Source organism: Nonomuraea typhae, assembly GCF_009760925.1.
Lineage (GTDB): Bacteria > Actinomycetota > Actinomycetes > Streptosporangiales > Streptosporangiaceae > Nonomuraea > Nonomuraea typhae.
In genome coordinates this window covers 89,294-113,672 of the sequence record NZ_VRLV01000016.1, presented here as the reverse complement: position 1 = coordinate 113,672, position 24,379 = coordinate 89,294, and the positions used below count along the sequence as shown (strand labels likewise).

39 protein-coding genes and 1 tRNA gene are annotated in these 24,379 nt (G+C 66.8%); 4 read left to right on the top strand and 36 right to left on the bottom strand.

What is annotated here, in order from left to right; translation table 11 throughout:
• The first annotated feature begins 141 nt into the window (after positions 1-141).
• Entirely contained in the window at positions 142-477 is a 336-nt protein-coding gene (locus tag FVE25_RS42660) for a hypothetical protein (protein WP_157253216.1), read from the top strand.
• On the opposite strand, the gene FVE25_RS42655 is transcribed toward FVE25_RS42660, so the two are convergent.
• The 17 genes from FVE25_RS42655 to FVE25_RS42575 form a co-directional block, all read right to left on the bottom strand.
• Complete coding sequence (locus FVE25_RS42655) at positions 474-788, bottom strand: hypothetical protein (protein ID WP_157253215.1); 315 nt, start codon at positions 786-788, stop codon at positions 474-476. The genes FVE25_RS42660 and FVE25_RS42655 overlap by 4 nt on opposite strands.
• Positions 789-841: 53 nt before the next feature.
• Positions 842-1,393, bottom strand: a complete 552-nt coding sequence (locus FVE25_RS42650) for a hypothetical protein (RefSeq protein ID WP_157253214.1) — start codon at positions 1,391-1,393, stop codon at positions 842-844.
• Positions 1,393-1,881: a phage tail tube protein gene (locus FVE25_RS42645; RefSeq protein WP_157253213.1), complete on the bottom strand. Its 489-nt coding sequence runs from the start codon at positions 1,879-1,881 to the stop codon at positions 1,393-1,395. Before FVE25_RS42645 ends, FVE25_RS42650 begins: the two co-directional genes overlap by 1 nt.
• Positions 1,882-1,887: 6 nt before the next feature.
• On the bottom strand, positions 1,888-2,085 hold the full coding sequence (locus FVE25_RS42640; protein WP_157253212.1) for a hypothetical protein: 198 nt from the start codon (positions 2,083-2,085) through the stop codon (positions 1,888-1,890).
• A 1-nt stretch (position 2,086) separates the two neighbouring features.
• Positions 2,087-2,410, bottom strand: a complete 324-nt coding sequence (locus tag FVE25_RS42635) for a hypothetical protein (RefSeq protein WP_157253211.1) — start codon at positions 2,408-2,410, stop codon at positions 2,087-2,089.
• A 58-nt stretch (positions 2,411-2,468) separates the two neighbouring features.
• Positions 2,469-2,819, bottom strand: coding sequence for a DUF3168 domain-containing protein (locus tag FVE25_RS42630; protein WP_157253210.1), 351 nt, complete (start codon positions 2,817-2,819; stop codon positions 2,469-2,471).
• Between the two features lie 56 nt (positions 2,820-2,875).
• Positions 2,876-3,259, bottom strand: a complete 384-nt coding sequence (locus tag FVE25_RS42625) for a hypothetical protein (protein ID WP_157253209.1) — start codon at positions 3,257-3,259, stop codon at positions 2,876-2,878.
• The gene (locus FVE25_RS42620) at positions 3,259-3,651 is read right to left on the bottom strand and encodes a DUF6093 family protein (protein ID WP_157253208.1); all 393 of its coding nucleotides are present in this window, start codon (positions 3,649-3,651) and stop codon (positions 3,259-3,261) included. The genes FVE25_RS42625 and FVE25_RS42620 overlap by 1 nt, the downstream gene beginning before the upstream one ends.
• Complete coding sequence (locus FVE25_RS42615) at positions 3,648-4,220, bottom strand: head-tail connector protein (RefSeq protein WP_157253207.1); 573 nt, start codon at positions 4,218-4,220, stop codon at positions 3,648-3,650. The genes FVE25_RS42620 and FVE25_RS42615 overlap by 4 nt, the downstream gene beginning before the upstream one ends.
• A 9-nt stretch (positions 4,221-4,229) precedes the next feature.
• Entirely contained in the window at positions 4,230-4,550 is a 321-nt protein-coding gene (locus FVE25_RS42610; RefSeq protein ID WP_157253206.1) for a hypothetical protein, read from the bottom strand.
• Entirely contained in the window at positions 4,550-4,930 is a 381-nt protein-coding gene (locus tag FVE25_RS42605; protein WP_157253205.1) for a hypothetical protein, read from the bottom strand. The genes FVE25_RS42610 and FVE25_RS42605 overlap by 1 nt, the downstream gene beginning before the upstream one ends.
• A gap of 15 nt (positions 4,931-4,945) precedes the next feature.
• A complete protein-coding gene (locus tag FVE25_RS42600) occupies positions 4,946-5,818 on the bottom strand; it encodes a phage major capsid protein (protein WP_157253204.1) in 873 nt (290 codons plus the stop codon).
• A 22-nt stretch (positions 5,819-5,840) separates the two neighbouring features.
• Complete coding sequence (locus tag FVE25_RS42595; protein WP_157253203.1) at positions 5,841-6,680, bottom strand: hypothetical protein; 840 nt, start codon at positions 6,678-6,680, stop codon at positions 5,841-5,843.
• 94 nt (positions 6,681-6,774) lie between these two features.
• Positions 6,775-7,701 (bottom strand): VG15 protein, encoded by a 927-nt coding sequence (locus tag FVE25_RS42590; RefSeq protein WP_157253202.1) that lies wholly within the window; start codon positions 7,699-7,701, stop codon positions 6,775-6,777.
• A gap of 3 nt (positions 7,702-7,704) precedes the next feature.
• A complete protein-coding gene (locus FVE25_RS42585) occupies positions 7,705-9,219 on the bottom strand; it encodes a phage portal protein (RefSeq protein ID WP_157253201.1) in 1,515 nt (504 codons plus the stop codon).
• Positions 9,220-9,231: 12 nt separating this feature from the next.
• A complete protein-coding gene (locus FVE25_RS42580; RefSeq protein ID WP_219825904.1) occupies positions 9,232-10,827 on the bottom strand; it encodes a hypothetical protein in 1,596 nt (531 codons plus the stop codon).
• Positions 10,828-10,873: 46 nt separating this feature from the next.
• Positions 10,874-11,392, bottom strand: a complete 519-nt coding sequence (locus tag FVE25_RS42575; RefSeq protein WP_246268309.1) for a phage terminase small subunit — start codon at positions 11,390-11,392, stop codon at positions 10,874-10,876.
• A 188-nt stretch (positions 11,393-11,580) separates the two neighbouring features.
• On the opposite strand from FVE25_RS42575, the gene FVE25_RS42570 reads away from it, so the two are divergent.
• Positions 11,581-11,928, top strand: a complete 348-nt coding sequence (locus FVE25_RS42570; RefSeq protein WP_219825903.1) for an HIRAN domain-containing protein — start codon at positions 11,581-11,583, stop codon at positions 11,926-11,928.
• 23 nt (positions 11,929-11,951) lie between these two features.
• Entirely contained in the window at positions 11,952-12,680 is a 729-nt protein-coding gene (locus FVE25_RS42565; protein ID WP_157253198.1) for a hypothetical protein, read from the top strand.
• A 21-nt stretch (positions 12,681-12,701) separates the two neighbouring features.
• Here FVE25_RS42565 and FVE25_RS42560 read toward each other — a convergent pair whose 3' ends face one another.
• From FVE25_RS42560 to FVE25_RS42535, 6 genes are all read right to left on the bottom strand, one after another.
• Positions 12,702-12,845, bottom strand: a complete 144-nt coding sequence (locus tag FVE25_RS42560; protein ID WP_157253197.1) for a hypothetical protein — start codon at positions 12,843-12,845, stop codon at positions 12,702-12,704.
• A gap of 978 nt (positions 12,846-13,823) precedes the next feature.
• Entirely contained in the window at positions 13,824-14,168 is a 345-nt protein-coding gene (locus FVE25_RS42555) for a hypothetical protein (protein ID WP_157253196.1), read from the bottom strand.
• Positions 14,169-14,180: 12 nt separating this feature from the next.
• Positions 14,181-14,828: a hypothetical protein gene (locus tag FVE25_RS42550; protein ID WP_157253195.1), complete on the bottom strand. Its 648-nt coding sequence runs from the start codon at positions 14,826-14,828 to the stop codon at positions 14,181-14,183.
• Positions 14,829-15,308 (bottom strand): hypothetical protein, encoded by a 480-nt coding sequence (locus FVE25_RS42545; RefSeq protein ID WP_157253194.1) that lies wholly within the window; start codon positions 15,306-15,308, stop codon positions 14,829-14,831.
• 9 nt (positions 15,309-15,317) lie between these two features.
• Positions 15,318-16,025 (bottom strand): hypothetical protein, encoded by a 708-nt coding sequence (locus tag FVE25_RS42540; RefSeq protein WP_157253193.1) that lies wholly within the window; start codon positions 16,023-16,025, stop codon positions 15,318-15,320.
• A 9-nt stretch (positions 16,026-16,034) separates the two neighbouring features.
• Positions 16,035-16,688, bottom strand: coding sequence for a hypothetical protein (locus tag FVE25_RS42535; protein WP_157253192.1), 654 nt, complete (start codon positions 16,686-16,688; stop codon positions 16,035-16,037).
• An 82-nt stretch (positions 16,689-16,770) separates the two neighbouring features.
• Here FVE25_RS42535 and FVE25_RS42530 point away from each other — a divergent pair, with 82 nt between their 5' ends.
• The gene (locus tag FVE25_RS42530) at positions 16,771-17,130 is read left to right on the top strand and encodes a hypothetical protein (RefSeq protein WP_157253191.1); all 360 of its coding nucleotides are present in this window, start codon (positions 16,771-16,773) and stop codon (positions 17,128-17,130) included.
• A gap of 343 nt (positions 17,131-17,473) precedes the next feature.
• Here FVE25_RS42530 and FVE25_RS42525 read toward each other — a convergent pair whose 3' ends face one another.
• From FVE25_RS42525 to FVE25_RS42465, 13 genes are all read right to left on the bottom strand, one after another.
• Positions 17,474-17,701: a helix-turn-helix domain-containing protein gene (locus tag FVE25_RS42525; RefSeq protein ID WP_157253190.1), complete on the bottom strand. Its 228-nt coding sequence runs from the start codon at positions 17,699-17,701 to the stop codon at positions 17,474-17,476.
• A gap of 123 nt (positions 17,702-17,824) precedes the next feature.
• Complete coding sequence (locus FVE25_RS42520; protein ID WP_157253189.1) at positions 17,825-18,511, bottom strand: hypothetical protein; 687 nt, start codon at positions 18,509-18,511, stop codon at positions 17,825-17,827.
• A 110-nt stretch (positions 18,512-18,621) separates the two neighbouring features.
• Complete coding sequence (locus FVE25_RS42515; RefSeq protein ID WP_157253188.1) at positions 18,622-20,205, bottom strand: TROVE domain-containing protein; 1,584 nt, start codon at positions 20,203-20,205, stop codon at positions 18,622-18,624.
• A 267-nt stretch (positions 20,206-20,472) separates the two neighbouring features.
• Positions 20,473-20,539: transfer RNA gene (locus FVE25_RS42510), tRNA-Ser, on the bottom strand.
• Positions 20,540-20,698: 159 nt separating this feature from the next.
• Complete coding sequence (locus tag FVE25_RS42505) at positions 20,699-20,920, bottom strand: hypothetical protein (RefSeq protein WP_157253187.1); 222 nt, start codon at positions 20,918-20,920, stop codon at positions 20,699-20,701.
• Positions 20,917-21,723, bottom strand: a complete 807-nt coding sequence (locus FVE25_RS42500; RefSeq protein WP_157253186.1) for a hypothetical protein — start codon at positions 21,721-21,723, stop codon at positions 20,917-20,919. Before FVE25_RS42500 ends, FVE25_RS42505 begins: the two co-directional genes overlap by 4 nt.
• Positions 21,724-21,833: 110 nt before the next feature.
• Positions 21,834-21,995, bottom strand: a complete 162-nt coding sequence (locus FVE25_RS42495) for a hypothetical protein (protein WP_157253185.1) — start codon at positions 21,993-21,995, stop codon at positions 21,834-21,836.
• A 107-nt stretch (positions 21,996-22,102) separates the two neighbouring features.
• A complete protein-coding gene (locus FVE25_RS42490) occupies positions 22,103-22,321 on the bottom strand; it encodes a hypothetical protein (protein ID WP_246268307.1) in 219 nt (72 codons plus the stop codon).
• 536 nt (positions 22,322-22,857) lie between these two features.
• On the bottom strand, positions 22,858-23,199 hold the full coding sequence (locus FVE25_RS42485) for a hypothetical protein (RefSeq protein WP_157253183.1): 342 nt from the start codon (positions 23,197-23,199) through the stop codon (positions 22,858-22,860).
• Positions 23,196-23,525 carry a DUF4873 domain-containing protein gene (locus FVE25_RS57185; protein ID WP_157253182.1) on the bottom strand — a complete coding sequence of 110 codons (330 nt, stop codon included), beginning with the start codon at positions 23,523-23,525 and terminating at the stop codon, positions 23,196-23,198. The genes FVE25_RS42485 and FVE25_RS57185 overlap by 4 nt, the downstream gene beginning before the upstream one ends.
• Positions 23,522-23,857: a DUF2283 domain-containing protein gene (locus FVE25_RS42475; protein WP_157253181.1), complete on the bottom strand. Its 336-nt coding sequence runs from the start codon at positions 23,855-23,857 to the stop codon at positions 23,522-23,524. Before FVE25_RS42475 ends, FVE25_RS57185 begins: the two co-directional genes overlap by 4 nt.
• Positions 23,854-24,078: a DUF6011 domain-containing protein gene (locus FVE25_RS42470; RefSeq protein WP_157253180.1), complete on the bottom strand. Its 225-nt coding sequence runs from the start codon at positions 24,076-24,078 to the stop codon at positions 23,854-23,856. The genes FVE25_RS42475 and FVE25_RS42470 overlap by 4 nt, the downstream gene beginning before the upstream one ends.
• A complete protein-coding gene (locus tag FVE25_RS42465; RefSeq protein WP_157253179.1) occupies positions 24,075-24,377 on the bottom strand; it encodes a hypothetical protein in 303 nt (100 codons plus the stop codon). The genes FVE25_RS42470 and FVE25_RS42465 overlap by 4 nt, the downstream gene beginning before the upstream one ends.
• Between the last annotated feature and the right edge of the window lie 2 nt (positions 24,378-24,379).

Here is a 24,379-nt window from a genome sequence, read left to right as displayed (position 1 = left end):
GCGAAATGCTTACTGACCTGTCGGCCACGAGGTTCACCCCCGCCCGGCAGGTAACGAGTTGGGCCGTTCGCGTCGGGTGAGGCGTTGGACCGTGTCATCATCACGACGAGTCGGGGGCCCGCATCGAAGAGGGGATCCTCAATGACCACCTTCAAGAAGCTGATGATCGTCGCCGTGGTGCTACTCGGCGTCGGCGCGATCGTCGGATTCGTCCCCGTCAGCAGCCAGGGCGTCAACTGCGGCAGTGCGTTCGTCGAAAGCCGCGACGCCCGGGTCAACGACCTGACCAACGCTCTTCTCAGCGAGAACGGCCAATCTCTCTCGGGACGGGTTAACGCCGCGGCAGGGTGCTCCGACCTGCGCAACCTCCTGCGCATCCCAGGGTTCATCCTCGTGGGAGCTGGTGTGGTGGCGTTCTTTGCCGGGGTCATCATGAACAACGACCGCCAGCGCCGGGCCGAAGCCGCGGGTAGCTAGTCGACCTGCTCGACCACCCATACCTGAGCCTCGGGGCGGACGACGGCGCCCTTCTTCTCGTGGGCTTCCTGGGCCTTCTTTCGCGCGTCACACACGTGGCAGCGCAGCGGGTCCGGGACGTGGAAGGAGTGCGCAGGCTCACCGTTGTGCATGGCGGTGCTCTCTACGAGTTGCCAGCCGCATCCTGGGCATTTGTTGGCCTGGTAGTGCATCCATGCCTTCGCCCACGCGAGATCCTCATCAAGCCAGCGCGGCTCCCACGTGGTCGTCGTGTGGGTCAGCCGGCCACCGTCGTAGTGGTACTCGGTCACTGCGGCTGCTTGCCGGCCGAGCAGCTCGCTGCGTGGCACACCCCACGCAGCGGCTACTTCGAGTTCTTCTTGGAGCTCTGCAGAACCGCGGATGCGGCGTAGGAGAAAGGGACGTCCACGTCCCTCTTGTTCACGCTCCAGGCGGCTGCGAACAGGGAATCCCACTGCGCCTGCGTGAGGGCGTCGGCGAGTTGCCCGGTCTCCGCTTCCGTCATCTCCGGCTCGACGGCGCACGCTGAGACGAGGGCGACGCCGAAGGTCTCCCAGTTGACGTCGTTGCCGGTCTCTTTGTCCTCATCGGACGGCGGATGAGCAGCGACCAGGTCACTGAACGCCTTGCGTGGAAGGCCGCGGAAACGGAACACGGTGGTGTGCTCGCGCATCCGCTCGCGCAGCTCCATGATCTGATGGGCGAGCTGCGTGGCGAGCGGATTCCCGCCGCCTGCGAGCGTCCCGTCGGCGGGCTGCTCGCGGGCAATCGCCAGGTCGCGATCGAGATCCTCAAACTCGGCCTGCAGGTCGCCTGCGAGGCAGATCGGGACGGTCTTCTCCGGGCGCCGGACTTTGGTCAGCAGGTCCGCGACAACAGGGGGCTTTGTGTCCATCAGGCCGCCACGGTCGCCTCAGTCGTGTACGTGCCAGACGGGTACAGCTTGAGCTGCACCTTCTCGTAACTCTCACGCTCAGGAGCCATCGGCCGGCGCTCACCACAGGTCACCGTGTACACCTCGACCTTCTGCGACGCGGCGTAGGCGGTCGCGGCCGTGACACCGCGACGGACCACCAGATAGCCAGCGGTGCCGCGCGTCATGACCGACCACATACGGTCGGAGCCAGCCGTGGAATCCCGGTAGTAGGTGAGCTCGATCTGAGCCTTGCTGCGCCCAGGGCTTTCGAAGTCTTGAGTGCTCGCCAGCACATTGCCCTCGACCGCGCCCTCATCGAAGGAGATGTCGAGGCCGTCATCGGTGACGGTGTTCTCCAGAACTACGATGCCTGCGTCCGTGAGCTCGGCGACGGTCGGCGCCGAGAGGGAGTTGATGGTCGGGACGAAGGTCGCCTTCGTGTTCCCGTCGGTGAGCCGCTTGGCCATGGCCTGCTACTCCTTGTCTTCTGAGGCAGGCCGGGGCGCCGCCTTCTTCGTGGTCTTGGTGGCCTCGGCGGGCTCAGGCTCGTCGCCGGGCTCGGGGATGGGGCCGACGATGGTGTGGCCCTCGCGGTTCTCCCAGAACGGGAGCGCGGTGGAGTCGACGGGGAACTCGTTGCCGTACTCGTCGCGGATGAGGTGCTGGCTCACGTCAGCCCCGGACGACGAAGTAGGTGACGCTGGTGGTCGCCGACCACGTCAGCGCGATGAGCCCGTCACTGGGGTCGGCCCACTCGCGCAGGAGCTTGACCGCCTTCGTGGTGGCGTTGGTGATCGTGCGGACCGGGTCTGGATTCGCCTCGCCGTAGGAGTTGGTCCCAGGCACGGCGACCGTGACGGTCATGGGCGAGCCGCCACCGTTGGTGATGATCAGGAACAGGTTGTCGTCCGGGGTGATCTTGTCTCCGGAGGCGGCAGACCTGGAGGTCAGGGCGGTCCCAGCGACCGTCATCGCCTCGGCGGTGTAGGTAGCCATGCGGGCTCTCCTCAGGGCATGAAAAAAGCCCGCTCGGAGGCGGGCCGGAAACTGGATGTCAGGCTGGATCTGACCTGGTCAGGTACTGCGAGGTGCCGTAAAACAACGCGGTCGATTCGTCCTCACGCCGAACTGGCTGGCTTCCCTCTTCAACGGCCGGCCAGATCCTCCGACCAGGCAGCTCGGGAGCGCTGCCGAGTACCGCGGCAGCCATCTTGTCGGCTACCCACGCAGCCTGATCTCGGGTCTCCCCCACCGAGGTGACCTGGTAGCGGAGCTCGTTCGGCCCGTCGTTGACGAGGTTGCGGTGGAACCCCGACTTCATTCCGGTGTCGAAGAAGATCACCGCATACGGCGGAGCCGCATCCTGGGGTGCCTTCGCATCATGGATGGTCAGCGTTACCGGCACAGCGAGACGCCAGCGATCTAGCAACGCCTGGGCGAGCGGCCTCGACGGTAACGGAGTCACAACAGGCTCCGGACGACCTCATCGATGGACGCCACGAACTTGGGTTCCTCCTGGATCGCCGCCCGGGCACCGTCCCAGTGGGGCGGCTGGTTGCGTGACCCGTACTCGAAACCGCGCCCCATGCCGCCCTGGGGCAGCATCGACTCGGGCCCGATCTCCCACTCGATTGCCGAAGCGGTAGGCACCTGTCCGGCGGTGATACTGCTGGGGTAGCGCTTGCCGTGTCGGCGTGCAGTCGCCCGCGCGTTCTTCCGCCACTGCTCGCCGAGTGCCTTGGCGTGACGCTCAACCACGGGATGGGTCCTACGAGCAGCCTCGTGCTCGGCGTTGTCGAGGTAACGGACAAGGCCGAGCAACTCGGAGACGTCAATCTCGGCCATCAGCCCTCCTTGTCCTCTACGAGCAGGCGCCGGGCCGTTGCGGCCCCGGCGAGGGAGATGGCGATCACCTCAAGGTGGCGTCCGATCAGCCAGGTGTCGTCGGACGCGGTGATGGTGAGCTGGTCTTCACGCTGGATTTCGGGTGCGGCGTCCCACGGGAGCACGGCCACATACGAGTGCAGGGTGACCTCTCGCTCGCCCCATTCCGTCTCCGATGAGGAACGGGGCTTCACCCGGCATGCGCCGGTGTATATGGGCGCCCACTGCTGCTCGAGGACGCCGGTGGTCTCGTTGAGGACTGGATCGCCGTCCTTGCGCTCCACCACACAGGTGTCGCGCATGAGCTGCAGCGCCGCCGCCCGGCCTTGGGCGAGGACGCCGGAGACACTCATCGCGGCCTCACCACGTACGCGCCCGGCGAGGAGCCGAGGAACGCGGCCAGTTGCTGGCTCTCCCCCGGCAGCAGCCCGGACGCGGTTTCGATCGCCTCGACCGCGTAGGTGACCGCGTAGTCATCGATGGACTCGGAGCGCTTGCCCACTTCCATGCCTGGCGCTTCCTCGGTCTGGCCCAGCCGTACGGCGACTGAGCAGACGAGGTCCAGCAGCTCGTCGGGGATGGTGGCGAGGCCGTGGGTGTAGGTGACGAGTACGTCTGCGCACCACAGCGGGATGCAGTGGATGTGCTCCATGCCGTCCCACCGCCACCCGGTCAGGGTGGCGCCGCCGTCCTCCGGCAGCCGGACCACGGTGGAGACCGCGGTGACCGGTCCGCCCGGCAGCATGACCTTCCCGCCCTCCACCCTGAGGCGGACGGTCGAGGTGGTCGAAGAGATCGGCCTGCCGGCATCTCTGCGCAGCCGGGCGGAGGCTCGGGCCAGGAACTCCATCTCCCGGCCTGAGGGCAGGGTGTAGCCGAGCCTGACCGCGTCAGCGGGAGAGGCCAAGGGCAGAGGAGGCATCGGGTCCTCCTATGCCTGGGCGCCGAATCGCTCCATCAGGTCGTTCTTCGTCATCGCTTCGGCGTCATCAATGGGGATGCCATGCACCCTGTGCGCATAGCCGACCCAATGAGCCTTCGAGGCGCTGGTGGGCGGCGGCGCTTCGACGGCCGGGGCGTCGTCAACGCTCATCTCGGATTCTCCGGCTGCAGCCTCCACATACGCACTTCCGTCCGCGTTGACCCGGAGCAGGTAGCCCTTGGTGAGCTGCTCCTGCATGACTTCGTTGAGCGGCAGGCTGAGCTCCCAGACGACGTTGCCGGAGCCACGAAAGTGTCCGGTTTCCGTCATCAGGTGCCCCTCGGCACCTTGAGGATGTCGATGCTGCCCGCGAAACCGGTCTCGAAGTCGATGTGCATGGTCCCGTCCGACTGGAGGAACCGGCCGGACTCGAACGGGCCGAAGTAGCGGACCCCGGAGGTTGCCGCCACCTCAACGGTCAGGTCGCCCTGACCGGCCGCCCACGCGGGCGGGTAGTCGCCGGCGCGCAGGATGAAGTCGTGCGCGGTGGCGTCGGTGTGGGTGACCCGGATGACGGTGAGCTCCGGGACGGCCGCGTTGACGACAACGCCGTTGGTGACGAGTGTGGAATCCACGGTCGTCGGGCCGGTGGCGCCGTTGAGCGAGCTGTTGGCCACCAGGTTCCGGTAGGCCACGGCGGTACGAGCCATGAGTCAGTCCTCCGTTCAGCCGGTGGTGATGGTGCAGGAGGCGAGTGCCTCGGGGCGGAGAAGCTTGGCCCCGTACAGCGCGAGCCCCTTGACCGCGTCGGAGAACCCGCCCTCGGGCCGGTACGCCTCGGTCTTGTTGATCTGCTCGGCATAGGAGATCGCCATGTCCGTGCCCGCGGTGATGACGTTCTGGTTCGCGCCGGGGACCGGGGTGTTGTTCGACATGAGGATGTCGAACCCGGCGGCCCGGCCGACCATGCCGTTGCGCAGGCCCTCGGTGGTGCCGGAGGCGTCCAGCCGGACGAATCGGTCATCGCGCAGCAGCACGCCGTGGAAGACCGGCGGGATGACGACGAAGCGTCCCTCGGTTGGAACGTCCGCCTGGTCGAGCACGACCTTCAGCGGAATGAGGACGTCGTTGTACGCCTTGGCCGCCTCCGTCGCCCACGAGGTCGGGTTCGAGGTGTCGATGGTGACAGCAGTGACCACGTTCGCCGCCGGAATGCCGGTGTACAGCCCGGCCACATACTGATCGACGACGTCGGCCAGCTTGTACGCAGCGCGAGACATGGCCTCGGGAATGACGTCTCCCTTCGCCTGGCGGGCGTCCACGTCGTCGACCTTGAACGCGAAATATTTCACCTGGTCGATGAGCAGCGTCCGCTGGGCGTCGGTGAGTTCCTCGGGCGTGATGGTGGTGCTGTTCGGCACGTACGTGGCCACAGTCGGGTCGGAGATCGACGTGATGCGGACGGTGTCGCCCGCCTCCTGGATCTCGCCCTCGTAGTCGCGGTTCACAACGCCGGGGCCCGCGTACACGAGCTTCTTCCGGAGCGCCACCAACAGGCGGGCGGACCAGATCTCCGGCACGAAACGCCTGATAGACATTTCAGCCTTCCTTGTTGATCAGCTAGCGCGCGATGCCGAGAAGGTCGTCGAAACGTCCCTCGTCCTGCGCCTTGACGATTTCCTCGGGCGACATCCGCTTGAGGTCGTCCTTGGTGAACTGGGCTGGCTTCTGGGGCCCCTTGCGGGCACCGCCGTCCCCTGAGCCCTGGAATCGCCGGGTGCTTTGCGCTGCCACAGCCAGGTAGGGCTTCTTTTCGAGAAGCTCGTCGAGAGCTTCTTTAATGGCCTCGGCGTCGATCTTGTCGCCGTCGAGGAAGTCCGCGATCTCGCTGGAGCGCATCAGGTGCGTGACTGCATCGCCCGCGTCCTGGAATCGCTTCGCAGCAAGTACTTCGATCTTGTCGCTGACGCGGTCCTTCAAAACCTCCGCCTTGACCGCGGCCTTGGCCGCTTCCGTCGCCTCCCTGCGGATGGCATCCAGATCGGGGCCCTTGTCGTCGGCGTCGTCGCCTGCCGGCTTCTGCTCTGCCGCTTGCCGCAGCCGGGCCAGTTCGGCGAGAGCCTCATCCCGCTCCCTCGCCGCCTGCCTGCGCAGACGATCTGCCTCGCGGCGCCGGTCCTTCTCCGCCTGCAGGGCCCGCTCGCCCTTGGGGCCGAGCGGCTTGTCGTCGTCAGCGCCAGCATCCCGGCCGGAGTCATCCGCACCGTCATCGGTGCTGGAGTCGGCCTTGGCGTCTGTGTCCGCGTCGCCCGAAGAGTCGTCCGCGTCAGAGACGACGACATCGTCATCGCCGTCCTCCGAGGCGCCGAGCGCGGGCCAGATCGGCTTTCCATTGCGGAACAGTCCGAGCGCCTGAAGGCCAGTACGAGGGTGGAAGGGCAGGGTGGATTCGGTGGTCATGCGAGGTGTCTCCCATTGCGGAAGGTGGAGCCCTGGCGTTGCGCGAGGGCATGCGAAACAGCCCGGCCAGCGGAGGCAGGACGGGTTAAGAAGGTCAGCGTTCGATCAGGTAGCCGTACTGCCGCAGCAGGTCGACGGCGAGGTCCCGGTCATCTCCGGCTTCGGCCAGGATCGACTCCGGCATCAGCCGAACTCGGCCGCGAAGGCGCCTGCCCGCGACGCCACGGCGGGAGGTTCCGGTTGTGGTGACCAGCCGCTGGCCTGCAGTCCGCATGCCGCGGCGGGCATTCACCACCTGGCCCATGTCGGCGCCGAGCCGGAGGGCTTCGGCGCCCGCCTTGCCGAACCGCTGGTTCTGCTCCTCGGGCGACATCTGCTTGAACAAGGTCTGCGGCGATGGGAGCGACACATCATCGCTGGTCACGGGCATCATTTCGCAGTCGCAGTTGGGGTGGCGTTGGAAGCCCGTGGAGTGCGGATACACCCGGCCTGCCAGGATGATGCATCGCGAGCAGGCGGGCAGGTTGACCACCCGCACGTACATCGTCCATTCGCGCTGGACGGTCATGCCCGCCTCGACGGCTCCACGTCCGGCGTCGGCCGCCTGTGTGGAGGCGATCATCGCCATGTGAGCGGTCGCTCTCCGCATCGCATCTTCGATCGGCACACCATCTGCGAGGAGCCGTTTGAGAGCGATGACCGGCTGGTACATGAGCGTCTCCAGCGGACGCCCATCCGACGCGCTCCGCCCGAACGCCTCCGGCACCACCTCAAGTTCAGGCGCGCCAATCCGTTGAGCCTCAGCCAGCTCCCGTAAATAGACAGGCACCAGCGCCGCCGCACTCACCTGAGCCCGCGCCATCGTCTCCACGATCGACGGCCCGACACCGGCTTGCCACGACTCGGTCAGCCTGTCGCGGTTGATGCGCCGCCACAGCCCGAGAATCGCCGCTACCACCGCCAAAAGGACGGACCGCTGGCGCCGCTGGTGGGCGACGGCTATCTCTCGCGGCGTCGCCACCGGCTACTCCTCGGCCGGGAACGGGATCTCGCCCGCCGCCGCGCTGGGCGGCGGAGGTAGTTCGACTCCGCCGTTGACCATCTGGTTGAGCGGGTCCAACTGCGCCTGCTCGTCGATCATCGCCATGACCCGCTCCACCTCCGGCGGTTCGAGCCCGTACTGCTCAGCGATCCACCTGGTCGGGAAGCCCATCGCCTTCAACTTCATGAGCGCATCGACCTTCTGGCCGATCGCCCTGAACTGCGTGTCCGCCCACACCACGACACCACGGCGGCACGCCTTGGCCTTCGCCTCGTCGCCCATCGCGGCAGCCATCAGCGAGTTAATCTCCCTGATCCCGCTGTTGCAGTAGACGATCCGCTCACCGGTCTTGGCCACCAGGCCGGTCTCCGCGGCGGTGAGCGCCTCCGCAGACAGGTTGGCGACCTTGCCGATCAGATAATGCGGCGGGGTCCGGGTCTGCGCGGCCAGGTGCTCGATCGCCCGCTCGATCACGTTGCTGTAGGCGGCCAGATCCGCCGCCGGCCACGAGCCGATGGTGGCGCCGCCGGTCAACCACAGAATCCGCTCGTTGATGAGCGTGTCCAGTTGGATCGGCCGCTCCCCGACCTTCTGCCCGTTCTCATCCAAGATCGGCAACTTCGGGATGTCGGCGCCCATCACGACCCGCTGCGGCAGCGACGCGAAGTCCAAGGCGTTCATCAAGTACGCCCACGTCAAATTGATGGCGTCCTGCATGGCCATCACGCCCGCAATGTCGCTGATGGGGTCATCATCGAGCAGCGTCTGGTTGCGCAGCTCCACCATGGGGACGCGCCTCATCGGATTCGCGACCGGCCACGTGTCATCGTTCGGACCCCGCCGCGGTAGCCAGCCCTCAGGCCCAGCCGACCGCACCACATCGCTACCTTGAGGGACGATCAGCCCTGCCACGCTGTAACCCGTCCGGGCATACCGTGGCCGGTCGAATTTCCACACGAAGAGCTTCTCGTACAGGGTCGCGTACTCGCGAGTGTCGTCCGCCCACAGCTTCAGCCCGGCGATCGGCTCGCCCGTGTCGGAGTCGTAGGCGACGATCGCCTGATCGGGCCGCTCCCACGTCACCCGAGGTTCGTCATCCTCGGTGCCCCACACCAGGCAGTATGCGCGAGCCGCGGCCATCATGACGACGAACGCCTCACTGGAGCCGCGTTCACAGTCGGCCAGCCGCCACGCCTCCGACAGCTCAGCGTCAGTCTCTTGCTGCCCCGGCAACCGGATCCCGAGGACATTCATCCGCTCCGCCGGCGCTGCAGCCACGGGCGCGGTCCAGTTGTCGGAGAAACCCTTGAACCGATCCGCGAAATAGTCACGGAACTCGGGCGATGCGTAGCAGAGCTTGTGCTCGCCCTTGTAGTAGTCCAGCCGCTTCGTCGTCTCCGGCTCCCGGCGCCGCAGTTCGTCCGCGAGCCGGTTCAACAGCGCGACCGCCCGGCGGGCCTCATCCGAGACCGTCACCTCGGAGACAGGCAGAGGCATAGCCACCGGGCGTCACCTCCGCCGTGTCGATGACGCCGTGTAGATCAGGTTCTCTGTGGGCTTCTCAACCGTGAACAAGCCAGCAGCGAGCGCGTCACCGTACGCCTCGTGCGCGAGCACCGAGCACACGGTCAGGTCGATCTTCTGGGTGTGGCTGGCCTTCGCCAGCACATACCGCTGACCAGGGCGCGGCGCCTTTCTGGTGTTGCGGACGTGGATCGCCGTGATCGGGCAACCGTCATGCGTGAACGGCGAATCTGCCTTACCGACGTCCACCAGCAGCCGCTCGTTCGCCGCATGCATCTGTACCGGCCGGTACGTCGCCCATCTGATGACGACCTTGTCGCCGTACCGCTCGGCCCAAGCGTCGATCTCCGATGACCATCCGGGCGGGTCGATGTAGGCGCGCACCACCCGGTAACGGGTCATCAGCTCGTCGAAGGCCGCCGCCACCTCCAGCCGCGGCACCTGCCCGCCGTATGCGGCCGGATCCCACACCGTCGGCTGCCGGCCAGGGCCGAACGTCGGGGTGAACTGGTATCCGTCAGCGGTCTCCGCCCGGATACCGGTCCAGTCATCAGAGTCTGAGCCGTCCATGCCGAGCACCACCGGCACGCCATCAGGGACGTCGCGCGGCGCCGCCCTGCCATCCCACACGTCGCCGTCGATGAAGTGGCCGGCGCCGTACACGATCCGGTTGCCGAAGAACCGCTCAGCCTGAGCCGGGTCCCGCTCAGCCAGGTCCGCGGCCTCCGCCTCAATCGAGTCGAGGTCCACATGGCCGCCGTTGTCCTTCAGCGCCTCCGCGTACACGATCCGATGGATCCGCCGGCGCTCGACCTTGTTCCGATAGGAGAGGTGGCCAGGAGGCTGGACGAACTGCCGGTAGATGTCTTTCGCCGACGACTCGAACTGCTGCTGGGCAACCGAGTTCTCCGACGGATCCCACGCGTTCGTCGTCGCCGACGCCCGCCCACCCATACCCGCAAGACCGCGGTACTGGGTGTCGGCGACCTTCGTCATCCGGTTCGTCGGCGTCCACAGCCCGACCTCGTCCTGCGGCGCGAAGGTGATCCGCTGGCCCAGCCGCGACTGAGCCGACGACGTCACCGTGTCCACCCGGCCGCCGCCCGGCAAGCGGATAAACTCCTCGCCCGTCTTCGGGATCAGGTCCGACAGCGGCCCCAGCTCGATCATCGGCCGGAGCGCGCCGTAGATGTTGTCCGTCTGCTCCTCTGACACCGCAGTGATCTGGATCAGCGGCGTCGGCCACGGCATGCCCATCGGCTCGCCGCGCTCGTAGGCGTACTCCCAGCCGCAACCACACTCGAAATCCGAACACGCGTAACCGTCGTCCCGCCCAGCCCAGCCCGCGAACAGCGCAGGCCCGACACCCTCCACGCAGATGTGCGCGGCAGTATGCGGCCCCTTGCCGATCTTCTGCGGCCCGACCAGCAAACCGCGCCGATACACGAAGGCCGGACCCAGGACCGGATCCTCCGGCTGCCACACAGCATCGCCGCGCACCAGGTAGAAGGCGGCGAGATAGCGCAGCTGGTAGTCGTACAGGTTGAACGGCGCCCCACGCCGGAACCCGTCCGGGATCACGCAGTGCGCCTCGACCCACGCCGGCGCGACGAGCAGAGGACGAGAGCTACGCTCCCCCGCCATCAAGAGCCTTCAGTCGGTCACGCATCGACCGCCCGGCCGGAGCCTTCGCCGCAGTCTTCGTCGCCCGCTTCTCCGCGACCTCGTTCGGAGCGATCCGCCACCGATTCCGCAGCATCCCCTGCGTGGACAAGCCCAGCGAGTCGAAGTACTGGCGGACAACCTTCTGCAGCTCGATCGACGATTTCGGCTGCTCCGCGCGTGCCAGCATCCGCACGCACATCGCGACCTCGTACCACTGCCCGAGCCGCTCCCACATCAACGCCTGCGGCTTCGTCCACAGGTCCGCCCACAGCTCCCACTCCCGGCCATCGGGCTCAAGCAGAGGCCACTCCGGAGGGTCGGCTTGGCGCCCCTCGGCGGGAAGGGTCGTCCAGGTGGCTGCATCGCCCGGACGATCACGACGTAGAGCGTTCGGGTCCGGCGGCGGGCCGGAATTGGCATGTCCGCCTCTCGGCATGGCAATCACTCCTCCGCCGCATTGCGCGGCATCGGTGATGGTCACATTGCGTCACCATCGGGAAGTCGATCAAGGACCTTCTGTCCTGGCGGACCCAGGAGGCACCTCCCCCGCGGTCCTCTGTTTCAGCATGTTTGCAGTGATCATCCCCCACCCCTTGTGGAGGGTGGCCAGCTGCGGACAGTTACCTCGTTTACGGGGAGATGTGGATCACTTCGCGGTGTGCTGTCCACATGCATGTCGAATACTCTGCGGTGAAGGTCCGCGGGTCTCGGTACATGGGTGATCTCACGAGGTATGTGAGGGCCGGTACTGAGGTTGATCTCGTGCGTGAGCCGGACAACCCTTACGACTCCAACGCTGTGCTGGTGTTCGCTGTGGTGCCGAGCGAGGGCGAGATCCCGGTGGCTGTCGGCTATCTGGCGAAGGGTGCGGCGTCGAAGGTGGCGCGGGACATGGACGCCGGCCGTGCGTTCCGTGGCGTGTTCGTGGGTGGCGGCGTCGATGCGACACCGTACGTGGTGGTGCTCGCTGCGGGTGAGGGAGAGGACTTGAAGCTCACCAAGCTCAGGCATCGGTAGTTGACGGTTCACAGCATGTCGCGATGTGGTCTGAGCTGTGTGACGGGATAGAGCGAGATTTCCGTTCGGGAGACGTGGCCCTGCCGATCGTGGACATTCGGTTCATGGACTGGGCGACGATTGTGTCGGCGAGCATCGGGACTGTCATCGGCGGCGCTGTGTCGATCTTCACCACGTGGCTGACGTTGCGCCGTCAGGCTGCTATCGAGCGGGGAAGGCGCGCCGATGATCGTGAACGTCAGGCTGTGGTTCAGGCTCGTGAGGCGCTGGCTCGTCTGATCCGGCTTCCCGATAAGCCGAGTGACCGGCTGACGGTACAGCTCCTGGGGAATCAGATCTCCTTCGAGGATTACCACGACGAACTGACCGGATTTGAGGATCTTGATTTCGCGTGGAGCGAGGAGAGGGACGGCGTGCTGCTCGACCTTCAACTCGCCATCGACGACATCGGCGATGCCGCCGTGTGGGGTGAGTTGGATCAGGCGCGCCGGCTGCTGAGTCTGGCGGACTTCCACTGGGATGTGATCTTGGATTCGGAGTCGCGCACAAGGCAGGCTGCGTGCCTGTACGCCCGCGAGTGCCTGCGGAGCCTCAGCATCGGCATGCCGGTTCCTCCACGCAACAAAGCATTCGCCTCTGCCCTGTCGGCCATCGGCGCGTGGGAAGAAGACCAAGCCAGATTTGCCAAGGCGATGGCCGAGGAGCGGCGGCTGAAGAGGCCGACTCGTCAGGCTCCCGCCCAACAAGCGTGAGCGCTGGTGTTGTGCCGTGGGTTAGCTGTCGATCAGCCCGGTCTGGGCGAGCGTCAGCAGGAACAGGCCGACGCAGACGAGCACGAGGACCCAGGACTTCTGGGTGCCAGCTACGACTGCGGCGGCGAGGAAGGCTACGAGAGCGAGGATGAGAAGGATGTCCATCGGCGATCACCCACGTCCTGGTTGTTGTTCAGCGTGACCGAGATCGGGTCTCCCGTGCGTGGCGAGTTGTACCGAGAGTGACCGAACGGGCCGCGGTACGGCTCTAGATCTGTCTCGGCCACATACAGTGCGTGCGCCTCCGGCTACGGTGCAGGCCATGGCGAGGGACGACGACGAGGCACCGCCCGTCTGCAGAGTTTGCCTCGGAGCCCAGGGCGAGTGGATGGAGCTGAACGGCGAGGAGAACAAGCAACGCGTCTGGGTGCCGTGCTCCAACTGCGGCGGGACAGGGCGAGCATGACCGACCCGATCACATGCCCGGAATGCGAGGGCCGTAAGGGCGAACGGTTGGGCCCGCTGTTCCTCCGCTGTCTCTTCTGTGGCGGGCTCGGCTGGGTCGGTGGCGACAACGAGCCCGCCGAGGCGTGCCAGAAGCCTCCGCCTCCGCCGCCGACCGCGTCGGACCACAAGGTGTGGCTGGACCCGTACATCGCGGCAGCGTTCCCGTGCCGGATGTGCCTCGGGTCGCGGCAGGTCGCCCACTACAACAGGGAGGCGAGGTTGATGGCATCTGCGCCGTGCCCGTGCACCTTTGAAGGAGCGCCCGACTCGGCCGACTAGGTGGCCGTTGATCATCGAGCAGCCCAGCCACCCGGCTGTCTCCTGCCCGTCTCCTGCTTATGGTGCTGGGAGCACAAGCCTCGGCCGTAGCGGGGATCGTCCGGGTCGAGGCCACGCTGTACGAGTTCCTTGCGGTCCAGCGGGTAGTGGTCGGCGTCCGTGCTGGGCTCGATACAGTCCGGCATCCTGCATGTCGGGTCTCGTGCGAGAACTCCTGGGCGGAACCGGGTCTCGTGCTCGTGCCCGTAGCCGCGCTCGTGCCTGCTTCCGCGTCGTTTCTCTGCCTGGCTGCGGCAGTCCGCGCACCGGCCGCCTTCAGCGAGGTTGGGGCAGGCTGGGGTGCTGCAGACGGTGGTCCTAGACATTGGCGACGGAGAGCCAGCCGGCGATGGCTGTCTTCGTGGTCGCTGGGGATCCGGAGGTTACGCGGATCTTGTAGAACCAGATGCTCGGTGACTCGGTTACCGCGTCTGGGATGGTGAGCTGGACCAGGCCCTGTGTCGGGCTGGTGACCGTGAGGCCGCTGCCCGAGGTCAGCGTGTACACGCCTGAGGATGCGTCGTCCTCCACGTGCTGGCTGGCCTTGATGATGGCGACTACGGTGGCGCCGGTCAGATTCAGCGCGGCGCCGTCGCCGGTGATGCGGAAGATGGGCCCTTCGTCGTCGTCCTCGGTCAGGTCGACGTTGACGTAGTCGGTCACCAGCGGCCCTCCCTATGCGGGCTCTCCGCCGAGATCCATGGCTGCGATGGAGCCGCCGAGATGGCCGGCGGAGACGAGGCTGCCGCCGAGGCGCGAAGGGCGTCCGGCGCTGGCGAGAGTGGCGTGGGTCGCGAGCGCCAGGTACGAGTGGCCGGACACCGCCCGTACCTCGGTCACGAAGCGGGATCCGGTGAGCAGGAGCACGCCGGCCGCGGAGGCGGGAGTGGTCTTGCGTGCGGTGCCGGTCGATGCGATGGCCATCGCGGCTGTGGCGGCGGCGAGAGTCCGCTTGAGGGCGGTCGCCTGGGAAGCGGTCAGGATTGCGCTGTGGCCTGCCGCGGCGGCGGCCTTGACCGCCTGGGTGTGCGTGGACGCTGCCAGGAAGCTGTGCCCTGTCACCGGCGACTTGCGGACCGATACGGCGCCGGAGGCCAGTGCGGCCGGTGTCGTTCCGCTGACCGGCGTGGACTTGACGGCGCCGGCAGATGTGGACAGGCCGATCGCTGAGGTTGCCGACACGACGGCGACTTTGACCGCGGTCGAGGTGGACGCGAGAGCCACCGTGCTGGTGCCCGCGGCCGGGACCTGAACGACCGCTGGGGCCGAAGGCAGGAATCGTCGTGGCCGGATCGGGACGGGTGCCGCCTCGAAGAGCGTCATCTACAGCTCGCGAACCCAGACAGTGCCGGAGAAGGTGGCGTCGTCTGCCAGCGCGGTCAGCAGGCGCACGCACAGCGTGGTGTCCGCCTGGCTCGCCTTCGGCCGCATCAGCTCGGGGTAGATCTCGTTCAAGCCCGCCCGGACATTGAAGGTGTCGGCGACCAGCGTGATGGCTGTGCCCGAGGATGCAGGGGTTGAGCCCACAGTCTCGGCGGTGAAGGAGGCTGCGCCGTCGTTCGGGTCGAGGGGGCGCGGGGTGGTGGAGGTGCCATTGCCTGAGGTGGTGTTGCCTCGCACGATCGAGTAGGCGACCATCTCCTCCTGCGTGTCGCCGACCTCGCTCTTGTTGGAGAGCTTGAGGGCGACGATCTCGATCGCCTTGTCGTCTGCCGGGGTGAGTTCGAACAGGTCGTAGTCGCCGCTGGAGGCTGCCACGGTTTGCTGGTCGAAGACCACGGTGTAGACGCCTCTTTGGGCCATGTGAGCCTCCTAGAGCTGGATGAGGGCGCCGAGAGGCTGCCGGCGGCTGGGCGGAAGCGCGGTGGCCGTCGCGGGTCCGGCGAGGGCGATGGAGATCGATCCCCACGCCTCGTCCCTGAAGAAGGTCGCGGTCCGGGTGCCTGTGGCGCCGGCGGCGGCGATCTCCTGGGTGGCGACCAGGAGTCCTGAGAAGGGGCTGGAGTTGGGCTGCGCCCTATCGGTCATCGACCCGGGCGCCGTGTAGGGCGGGCTGCTCCAGCCGGTGTTGACGTTCGTTCCGAGCCAGCACGCCACGAGCAGCCGGTCTGCGCCGGTCGTGGTGACGCTGGGAGCGACGTGCGAGGTGGTGGACTCGGTCGGATCGATCTGACCGTCATGGGCGTCAACGGTGGCCGCGGTGGACAGGCGCAATACGACGCCGAAGATGTCGCAGCCGGAATGCGCCGGGATCGTGACCGTGTGCGAGCCGCCGGATGTGACCGCGCACGTGTACGTCTTGATGTGGCCCAGGTTGGTGCCGATGTCGATCGTCCGTACCGCGCTCAGGGTTCCTGCCGAGCTGGTCGCCTCAGGCATCGTGGCCAGCGCGAAGAAATCCGAGGCGTAGACGATGACGAGGGTGTCGCCGACTGCGGTACCTGCGGCGGTGTTGAGCACTTCAGTGGTGGTGCGGCCGTTGGTGGTCTGGAGCACCTCGGCCACGGCCGGGGCGGGCATCGGCGATCCCTAGATGCCGGTGGCGTCGAGCACGAGCTGGCCGATCGCCACCGTGACCTGGCCTTGGGATGCGAAGGTTTCCGGGACGACCTTCTGCCACGCGCCCTCTCCGCCACCCATAGCGGTGATATCCACCGCGGACCCACCTTGCGTGGTGGAGACCTTGAACGAGTTCGTGGCCGAATTGACGACGTAGTAGAGCGTGCCCTCCGTGAGGCCGGTCGGCAGGGTCTCGGAGAACACGTTGAACAGCTGGACGCGGTCGCCGTCGGCTAGACCGTGGGCGACGGAGAAGAGGGCGTCGTTCGTCAGCGTGGTGTCGACGGAGAAGAAGCCCTTCGCGCTGCCGTTGATGGGTGCGTACCCGAGGTAGTTGTTCGTGTTGCCGCTGGAGGCGTTGAAGTACAGAAGGTAGGCGTAGCTGCCTGCGGGGACGTCGATCGCGAGCGCGCCGGAGTTGGATTTCTGGCCGCTGGCCGCGGCCGCCCAGGTGACCGCCTGGCGGGCGTAGGAGGGCGTCCCGCCGCTTGCTTCGGTGCCCGCATAGTTGGTGCCCGTACCGGGGTGTGTGAGGTCGCCGACGCCGATGTGGGTGATGGCTCCCGATACGGATTCGTCCAGGCCGTCCAGGGCCTTGTTCTTGCCAAGATCGTTGAACGGCACGGTGGACCTCCAGCGCTGGTGAGGTGAGGTACGCGTGCGTCAGAAGTGGCGATCTATAGCACGCCTGTTCGAAGATGGGTGAGTGGAAGAACAGCACGTCGTCCTGCGCGAATGGCCCGTCGACGGCGGGCCGGGCGGATGGGTGGCCCCAGTAGGTGACCCGCTAGATCACTGGGTCGTCGCAGTGATTCACGCCGTCTACGAGGCTCCGGACGGGCGGGCACGAGGCGAGGACCCGTGGGGTAAGCCCATCCCGCAGGGCACCTACAGGGCGTACCTGGTGGACCTGGACGGGTCACAGACACTCACGCTGGACAGCCACAAGCGGGTGCTGCTCCACCAAGCACCGCCGATCGGGCATTGGCACATCAAGGCGGTGGACGACGACTACCTGAAAAGGATCGAGCCGCATCGGGTGGACCGGGCAGGCGAAGGCGCTTGACGCCGGCCCGCTCACCGCCGTTCGGGACGATGCCGATCTTGTGCTTGGTCACGCGAGTTCCTGGGGGAAGGTCAGGGGATCATGGGCGGCCCGCCGCAGTCCCCCAACCGCAGCGGGCCGCACACGAAGGGCGCTCGGGGTGGGTGGCGGCATGGGGACACCGCTCGTGAGCGCCTGGGAGCCGCCCGAAGCACGCTCCCGTTCTGGGGTGGTGCCAGCCCCGGCATGCCCTCCTCAAGGCACGCCAGGGCCGGGACCGGTGCTCGACAGGCCACGGGGGCCGGGCCCGGAGCGGACACGCCCTTCGGGGAAGGAGGGCGCGCGTACAGGTTTCTAGGGGTGTCTAGGCCGCAATGTTCTCTGGCCGGCGCGCGAGCTCACGCGTCTTGGCCTCCGCGTTGGCCACCGCGACCTGCGTGAACAGCATGTGACCACGCCCGTCTCTTCCGACTGGAACGAGATGTTCGCGCTCGACCCACTTACGGATCGTCGCTGGCTTCACACCAGCGAGTTCAGCCGCGCTGGCCGTGGTCAGGTAAACCTCGTCAGGGTCGAACTCGGAGCGGGGCATGACTTCACCCCCAAAACGACAAAAGCCCCTGACCTGGATCTCACCTGGTCAAGGGCATGCGTGTGCTGGAGATCAGCGTGACACCTGGGTCCGAATTTTTCAAGTCAGTCGCATTGCGTCAGCTTAGAGCGCGCCACCAAGCCTGTGTTTGTGCGAGTCCGTGAGCAGATACCCCGTCATCTTGGGCTCACCGTGCTGCCGCTTGATCTCGGCGATGTGCCTGATTAGGTCATCGCCTGGCAGGAACCTCTCCCCGCGGAGCTTCAGATGAGCGAACTGCGCCTGCCGCTGTCGTTCCAGGTTGATATCGCCAGGCTCAGTGGCGAGAACCTCGTCCGGCATCACCTGCGGCATTCGCGCCTTCATGTTGGTCGTGACGCCAATCTTGATCGCGTCGCCAATGCGGACGTAGTAGACGACCGACTGCGTCTCGTACAACTTACGGCGGGCGGCCAGGTAGTCGCCCTCCCATGCCTGTCTCGATGCCAGCCCTTCCTTAAGGGCTCGGCGGCTATCCTCCCAGGCGTCTTTCATGAGCTCGCCCCAGCGCTCCCCGTCCTCCACGGTCTCGCGGAACGCGTTGAAACTCGCCAGATGATCCGCGCACAGCGGGATCCCGACGCCGTCCGAGTCTTTACTAGCCGCGAATTCGCACGCACGATCGGCGGTACCGCCTAAGCAGGCTGGCTTACGGGCCTTCTCGCTGATCGTGACCCGGACGCCACAGCCGCATCGATACGCGCCGGCACCGCTGATCGCGTCCAGACCCATGGTCCGACCGCACGAGCAGGCCACGGTAACGTTCCTCATCGCTGACTCCTGACAGTCGGCGGCCCCGGCCGGGTGTGCGACCACCCGCCGGGGCACTTTGGTTGTGAGGCAAATGCTGGCAGGTCACACCGACAGAATCGGCGCGACCCTCAGAACGGCCAGTCGGCGTTTCGTCCTGCCTCCAGGAGCGGGATCAGCTTGAACGTGGAGTCGGAGAACCCTCCAAGCTCGTGCCGGTTTCCGCCGCCCGCTGGCATCGCCGCGTGCTGGTAGCCCTGCAGATTGAAGCCGTACATGGGGATGTGCTTGGGAGCAGCGCTGGTGACGTCGCCCGCGTAGTAGCCGGACATGGTCTGCATGTCGGACAGAATGATCACCCTGTCGTGGCCCGAGTAGGTGCGGCGCACCGAGTCAGCGATCTGCGTGCCGTGGCCGACCTCGCCGATCCGCCTGCAGAAGCGCTCCATCTCCTTAAGGACGGACCCGCCGGCCGGGATGGGATGCTTGAACACGTCGTCGGCGAAGCCGTACAGATCCACCTGGTCGCCCCGCGTTGCCAGGGCCACGCCGAACAGCGCCGCCGCCTGGACAGGCGTGACGGTGGAACGGGCGGAGATGCCGCCGCTCGACATCGACGCGGAGGTGTCCACCAGGATCAGCGTGCGGCCCTTGAACGACGGCACGTTCGCTGTGGCCGACGTAAGCGCCTTGTCCAAGGCGTAACCCCACCGCAGGGACGGCGCGTTGCGGTAGGCCGAGTAGAAGCGGAACGGCAGCTGCCTCGACTTCGCCACCTCAGCTGGGTCGGTGAGCTTGGCGACGATCTGCGCGGCGACCTCGTCGGAGACACCGGCCTCGTCGAAGTTCCTGAGGTTGCGGATCAGCGCCATGTACCCCATCGACGGGATAATCGACTCCCACGCGCCCTTGCCCATCGGGCCCTGCAGCCACCCTGCCAGCGCCTCCCACGTCATCCCGGCGGCGGCGAGCCGCTCGGGCTCCGCAGCCAGGACCGCGGCGCGGGACTCGACCGGCAATGCCATGAGCTGTGCCCGCTCGATCAGCGTGCGCAACACCTCGGGGATCGGCTTGTCACGGTTGTGGCGCCGGTCGAGGGCGTGCTCGAACAGCGCTCCTTGCCACGGCTTGCCCGGGTCCGGGCTTGGGTGGATGACGTCGATAACGTCGCCGAACCGCCACCCGTGCGAGCTGGTGTCGTACTTCACCAGCGAACGCTCGTTGTACAGGCGCTGCACCGCGTCGGCGACACCGCGCTTGACGGGCTTGGGGATCGCGCGGCCGTAGGTGGAGGTCCAGTAGGCGAGCGCCTCGCCGGGCTCGTCGGCGCGCTGTAGGACAGTGTTGACGAGCTGCCGGTTCAGGCCGTTCTCGCCCGCTGCCAGTCGCGCCTTGACCGCCTCCAGGGCGGCGACGATCGGGGCCGAGCGCATGTTCGCGTCCAGGCGGAGCCACGGCAGGAAGCGGGCCAGCCAGTCGCCGTCCTCGACGGCCACCTGGTGGACGAGCGCCCGGAAGCGGTTGTCTCGGTCGCCCTTCTTCTCATAGAAGGTGTCCTCGCCGACCATGTTCGTCACCGCGAGCAGGAAAAGCTCTCCCTTGGCGTCCCGGGCGTAGCCGGGCGCACCCTCATGCGTGCGGCCGGAGGGCGTCGCCTCGGTCTTCACCGGGCTCGACACCGCGGTCTTCGTGGTCGTGCTGTTGAACTTCGCCATGACGCGACAAGGCCCCTCTCATAGCAGTGCGAAAGGGGCCTCGTTCAATAGGTCGCGCCCGAGATCGAAGTCGGCGACGGTGCCAGCTGCTCTACCGCTTGAGCTACGGTCCGGAGACCGGCGGGACTCGAACCCGCAACCAGCCGATTAGGAGTCGGAAGGAACCGTTGCCTGCGCACCGGGCACGCCTTTTGAAGTTGTTCCCTCCCGAGATCAAGGTCGGCGACGGCGACGTAGGTGTCCTTGGCCGCTAGACGACGTCCACCGAGGTGGGCGGCGGGATTCGAACCCGCGTCTCTCCTTTGAGAGAGGAAGTAGCCGCTGCCTGCGCACCGGGAAGGTGCATATCAAGTTGTGAGCTTCAGAGATCGGAAGCGGCGTCCGGCGTAGTTTCACCTGAAGAAGTAGCCGGTCGCCTTCGCACCTGAAGCAGTTCTTACGGTAGCGATCAGCGTGACGCGTCACACCTGAATTTCCGGCGGATCGGGAAATGTCAGTGCATCGCCAGCGACGAAGCGCTGACGCGACTTCGGCGAGCGCGCTGAGCGGCGACATCCCGGCAGGACTTCGAGCAGTAGGCGGCGTCCGTCCTCGGGTGGACCCGGCTGCGACCGTCGTCCTGCCAGCGGAACTGCCGGCCACAGCTCGGCAAGGCGCAGGTCTTCTCGTCGGGGAGTTCGCCGCGGCCGTGGCAGGTGGGGCACTGTTCGCTCATCGGCTCCTCGCTGCGGTGAGCGCGGAGTCGAGGAGCGCCTCGTACTCCTCGGTGGTGAGCACCGCCGGTCCGCCGCGGCCTTCTCCGCAGTCGCGGTTGCGACACTCGATCCGGTCCTCCCCGTCGAGCTGTGACAGCGTCGCCAAGTGGCATTGGGGGCAGCGCAGCGGCTTGCTCGTCCGGCGCGGCTTGGCTGCCATCTCGGACGGGTCGTGCACGGCGAGTTTGCCGTACCAGTGGCGGATCTCCTGCCCGAAGTCCAGGGCGATCTCCGGGCGAGTGAGGAGCCGTTCAGCGCGGGCGACGAGCCAGGCAGTCCCGAGGGTGATGGAGTCGGCAAGGTGGCCGGCCCGGGCGAAGGTATCGATGCCGAGGTAGGCGGACTTCCATGAGCGGAGCCACGAGTCGAATTCGTCGAGGTCTTCGATCGTCGGCGACAGCGAGTGCTCCTCGGCGCTGCCGGAGACGCGTACCTGGTCGGTCTGGCCGCGCAGCCCGTCGGACTCACGCAGGTAGACGCAGGCGGCGCCGTCCAGCTTGGACAGCATGGCCTTCAGCTCGTAGACGCAGGACGGGCAGTAGACGGGGTCGCCGTGCACCGGGTATGGCAGGCGAGGATCCTCCGGCCGGACAGGCTCCTCGGGCCTGACGAGCGGCGGATGCCAGGCTTCGACGGCCCGCTGCCAGTCGGCGTACGCGGCGAGGTAGACGCTGACGGCATGCTCGTGAGCGCGGACCTTGCGGCGGAAGCCGCTCATGCAGGCTCCGGCGCACAGAGCGTCGAGATCGACGGTGGACGACATTGTGGACCTCCCCGAATACGCTGTACGGGAAGACCACTGGTGGCGCTGGTGGTAGGTGAGGGGCGGGAGCGGTTCTCCAGGCAGGGAGGACCGCTCTTTTCGTACTCAGGCTAGTCGCCTGTGTCGTCATCAAGAGCGAGCAGGCGATGGGCGAACCGCCGTCGCCCGATCGGGTCGAGCCGAACAGGCCACACGGCGGGCAGCAGGAGCACGTCGGGGCTGTCCAGGCAGGGGACGATCGTGATGGATTCCGGAGGGGTGATGACCACCACGCGGCCTCATCTCAGGCGAAGTGTGTGCAGGTCAGGAAGAGGATGCTAAGTCGCGGGGATGTGTCCATTCTACCTTTGCGACGAGACTCGCGATCTGGTGGGCCAGGTCACTCGGTGATCTCCTCGATCAGCCGGCTCCAGAACGCCATCAGCTCCTCGCCCTCGTACACGCGGAAATGGATGCGGGTGTGGCCTCGATACACGGCGACCTCGGTGTAGGGCTGGGCTCGGTCGTCGTACAGAGTTGCCAGGCTGGTCCAGTCAGTCGGGCGGCGCAGCCAGTCAGGGAAGGCCAGCCTTGCGGCGTGGTCGCGGAGTGCGGCCATCCAGCGCTCTTCGCCTGGGACCTCCATACTCCAGGCTGACAAGACATGGGTCATGACCAGGCAAAACGCTCAGGCGATCCAGATGTCAGCTTCGTGATGAGCGTGGCCGTATCTGCAAAGGCGATCGTCCGAGTTCATCGCTCCGATGCTGCGGCACACCATCCACCAGCCCCAGCCGAAGTGGCGCTGACCACCTGGGTAGCGCCGCCACTCGAAGCAGTCCGTGCACTCACCCTCTGGTGGTGCGCTGGCGGTGCCTTCCCGGTCGCCGATCCGCCCGTACCAGCGCCACCAGGAGCCGCAGCGCGGGCACGGCCGGTTCCCGTCCCGCACGGTTGGAGCGTCACCCAGCCCGCAGGTTGTGCACCAGAATCGGGCCGAGTCTTCGGCGCCCTCCGGAAGTTCGCCAGCCAGCGTCTCTGGGATGTCCGGGTACGGGTTCGCCAGTCCCTCCGCCACGAGCAAAGCGCGCATCTGAGCGCGCCCGGCGTCCTGGCGAGCCTGATGACGCCGTGCCATCCGCTCTTCCCAGGTGCTCATCGCGCTGCTCGCATCTCGGCGACCACCGTCATGTCCGGATGCTCGTACGCGATGCCCATCAGGTCGTGGAATCGCTGGTAGATGCCGGTATCCAGGAGTTCGATCGGGATCTGCTGCCACGGTGTCGCCCGGCCGAGCGCCCGGGTGAGGACGGCGATCCGGTGTGACTTGGCCTCGCAGCCAATTGACCAGCAGCCGTCCCGGGCCTGGCGTATCTGGTCGGCGAGGTCGTCCCACAGACGCATCAACTCGTCAGCGGCGGCCTCCTCCAGTGTGGTGAATGGCTCGAGGTCGGCGGAGTCGATCGCCTCCTGAAGCTCGCGCGCGCGGTCGGTCAAGGTGTCGTTCCTTCCGGCCACTCAAACGGCGGTGCACCGTTCCCCACGATGGTCACGTGCGCCAGACCGTCTCTGTACGCGACTGAGGTGATGGCGGCCAGCGCTTCCCGACCATCAGGGAGGCGGATCGTCACGTCACCTAGGAGAGGCGATGGGAGGCCGCGAGTGCAGGACATCTCCGTGGTGTCGGCTGCGCCCCGCCACGAGCGCAGGAGGCCTCCACTGTTCGCGATCGGCTCGCTGTCCACGTAGAGCCGAACGTCGAGGGACAACTGCGTGCGTCCGGACGTAACGGCGGCGGGGCCCTCGTATGCGAGCACACTCATGTTGTCGCTCCTGTCTCTGCTGTCTGCTCAGTGTGCCTGTAGGTGCAGTGTCCACAGCGGGGGCAGTGCGGGTGATCAGACTTGCCGCAGTCGGCGCCGGGATTCCGGGTGCAGCGCTCGCACGAGTCGCACAGCCTGGACGCGTCTGGCCACCTCGCGATGATCTCAATCCCGATCACGTAGCCGTCGGCGTCGAAGTCGAGGTTGACCATCGCTTCGATCTCGGTGGTCACCGCCACCCGGCCCTCAGGGATCGGTCTGTAGAGGTACACGTAGGTGGCGCCGGCTTCCGGGTCGTACGTCCACTCTCCCGGGTGGCGTTCCAGGGTCACGTCTCCTCCAGGATGTCGGTTTGGCCTTCACAGTCTCCACCTGGCCGTACCCGTGCGAGCCGCAAACGGCGTCGCGGGCTGATCCCGAGCCGCTCCCGGCAGTCCGGGCCGATCCCGTAGGCGAGGGACACCGGGTCGGCGATCTTGTGGTGGCAGGAGCGGCAGCGGCCAACTGTGGGCGTCTCCTCCACGGTTGATGGGTCGAGGTCGAGGAGGGTCACGGCGCTTCCACTGCCAGGTACTCCCGGTCGAACCTGTTCTTCAGCGTGTCCTCGCCCTCGAAACGCTTGACTGCGCGCATCGCCTCGTCGTAGCTCTTGTACCTCCTGGACCACAGGAAGCGGTCCAGCTCCTGGGTGCGCGCTTTGTCTCGGTAGGCGATCTCCAAGATCTGCCACTCGGCTGGTTGCTCGTCTACGGCGGTCCGCGTCTGGCGCAGGCGGCCGATCCTGTAACCGACCAGCAACGAGACGGCAGCGACGACCAGGAGACCGGCCACGCCCAGGATCAACTCACCCATCA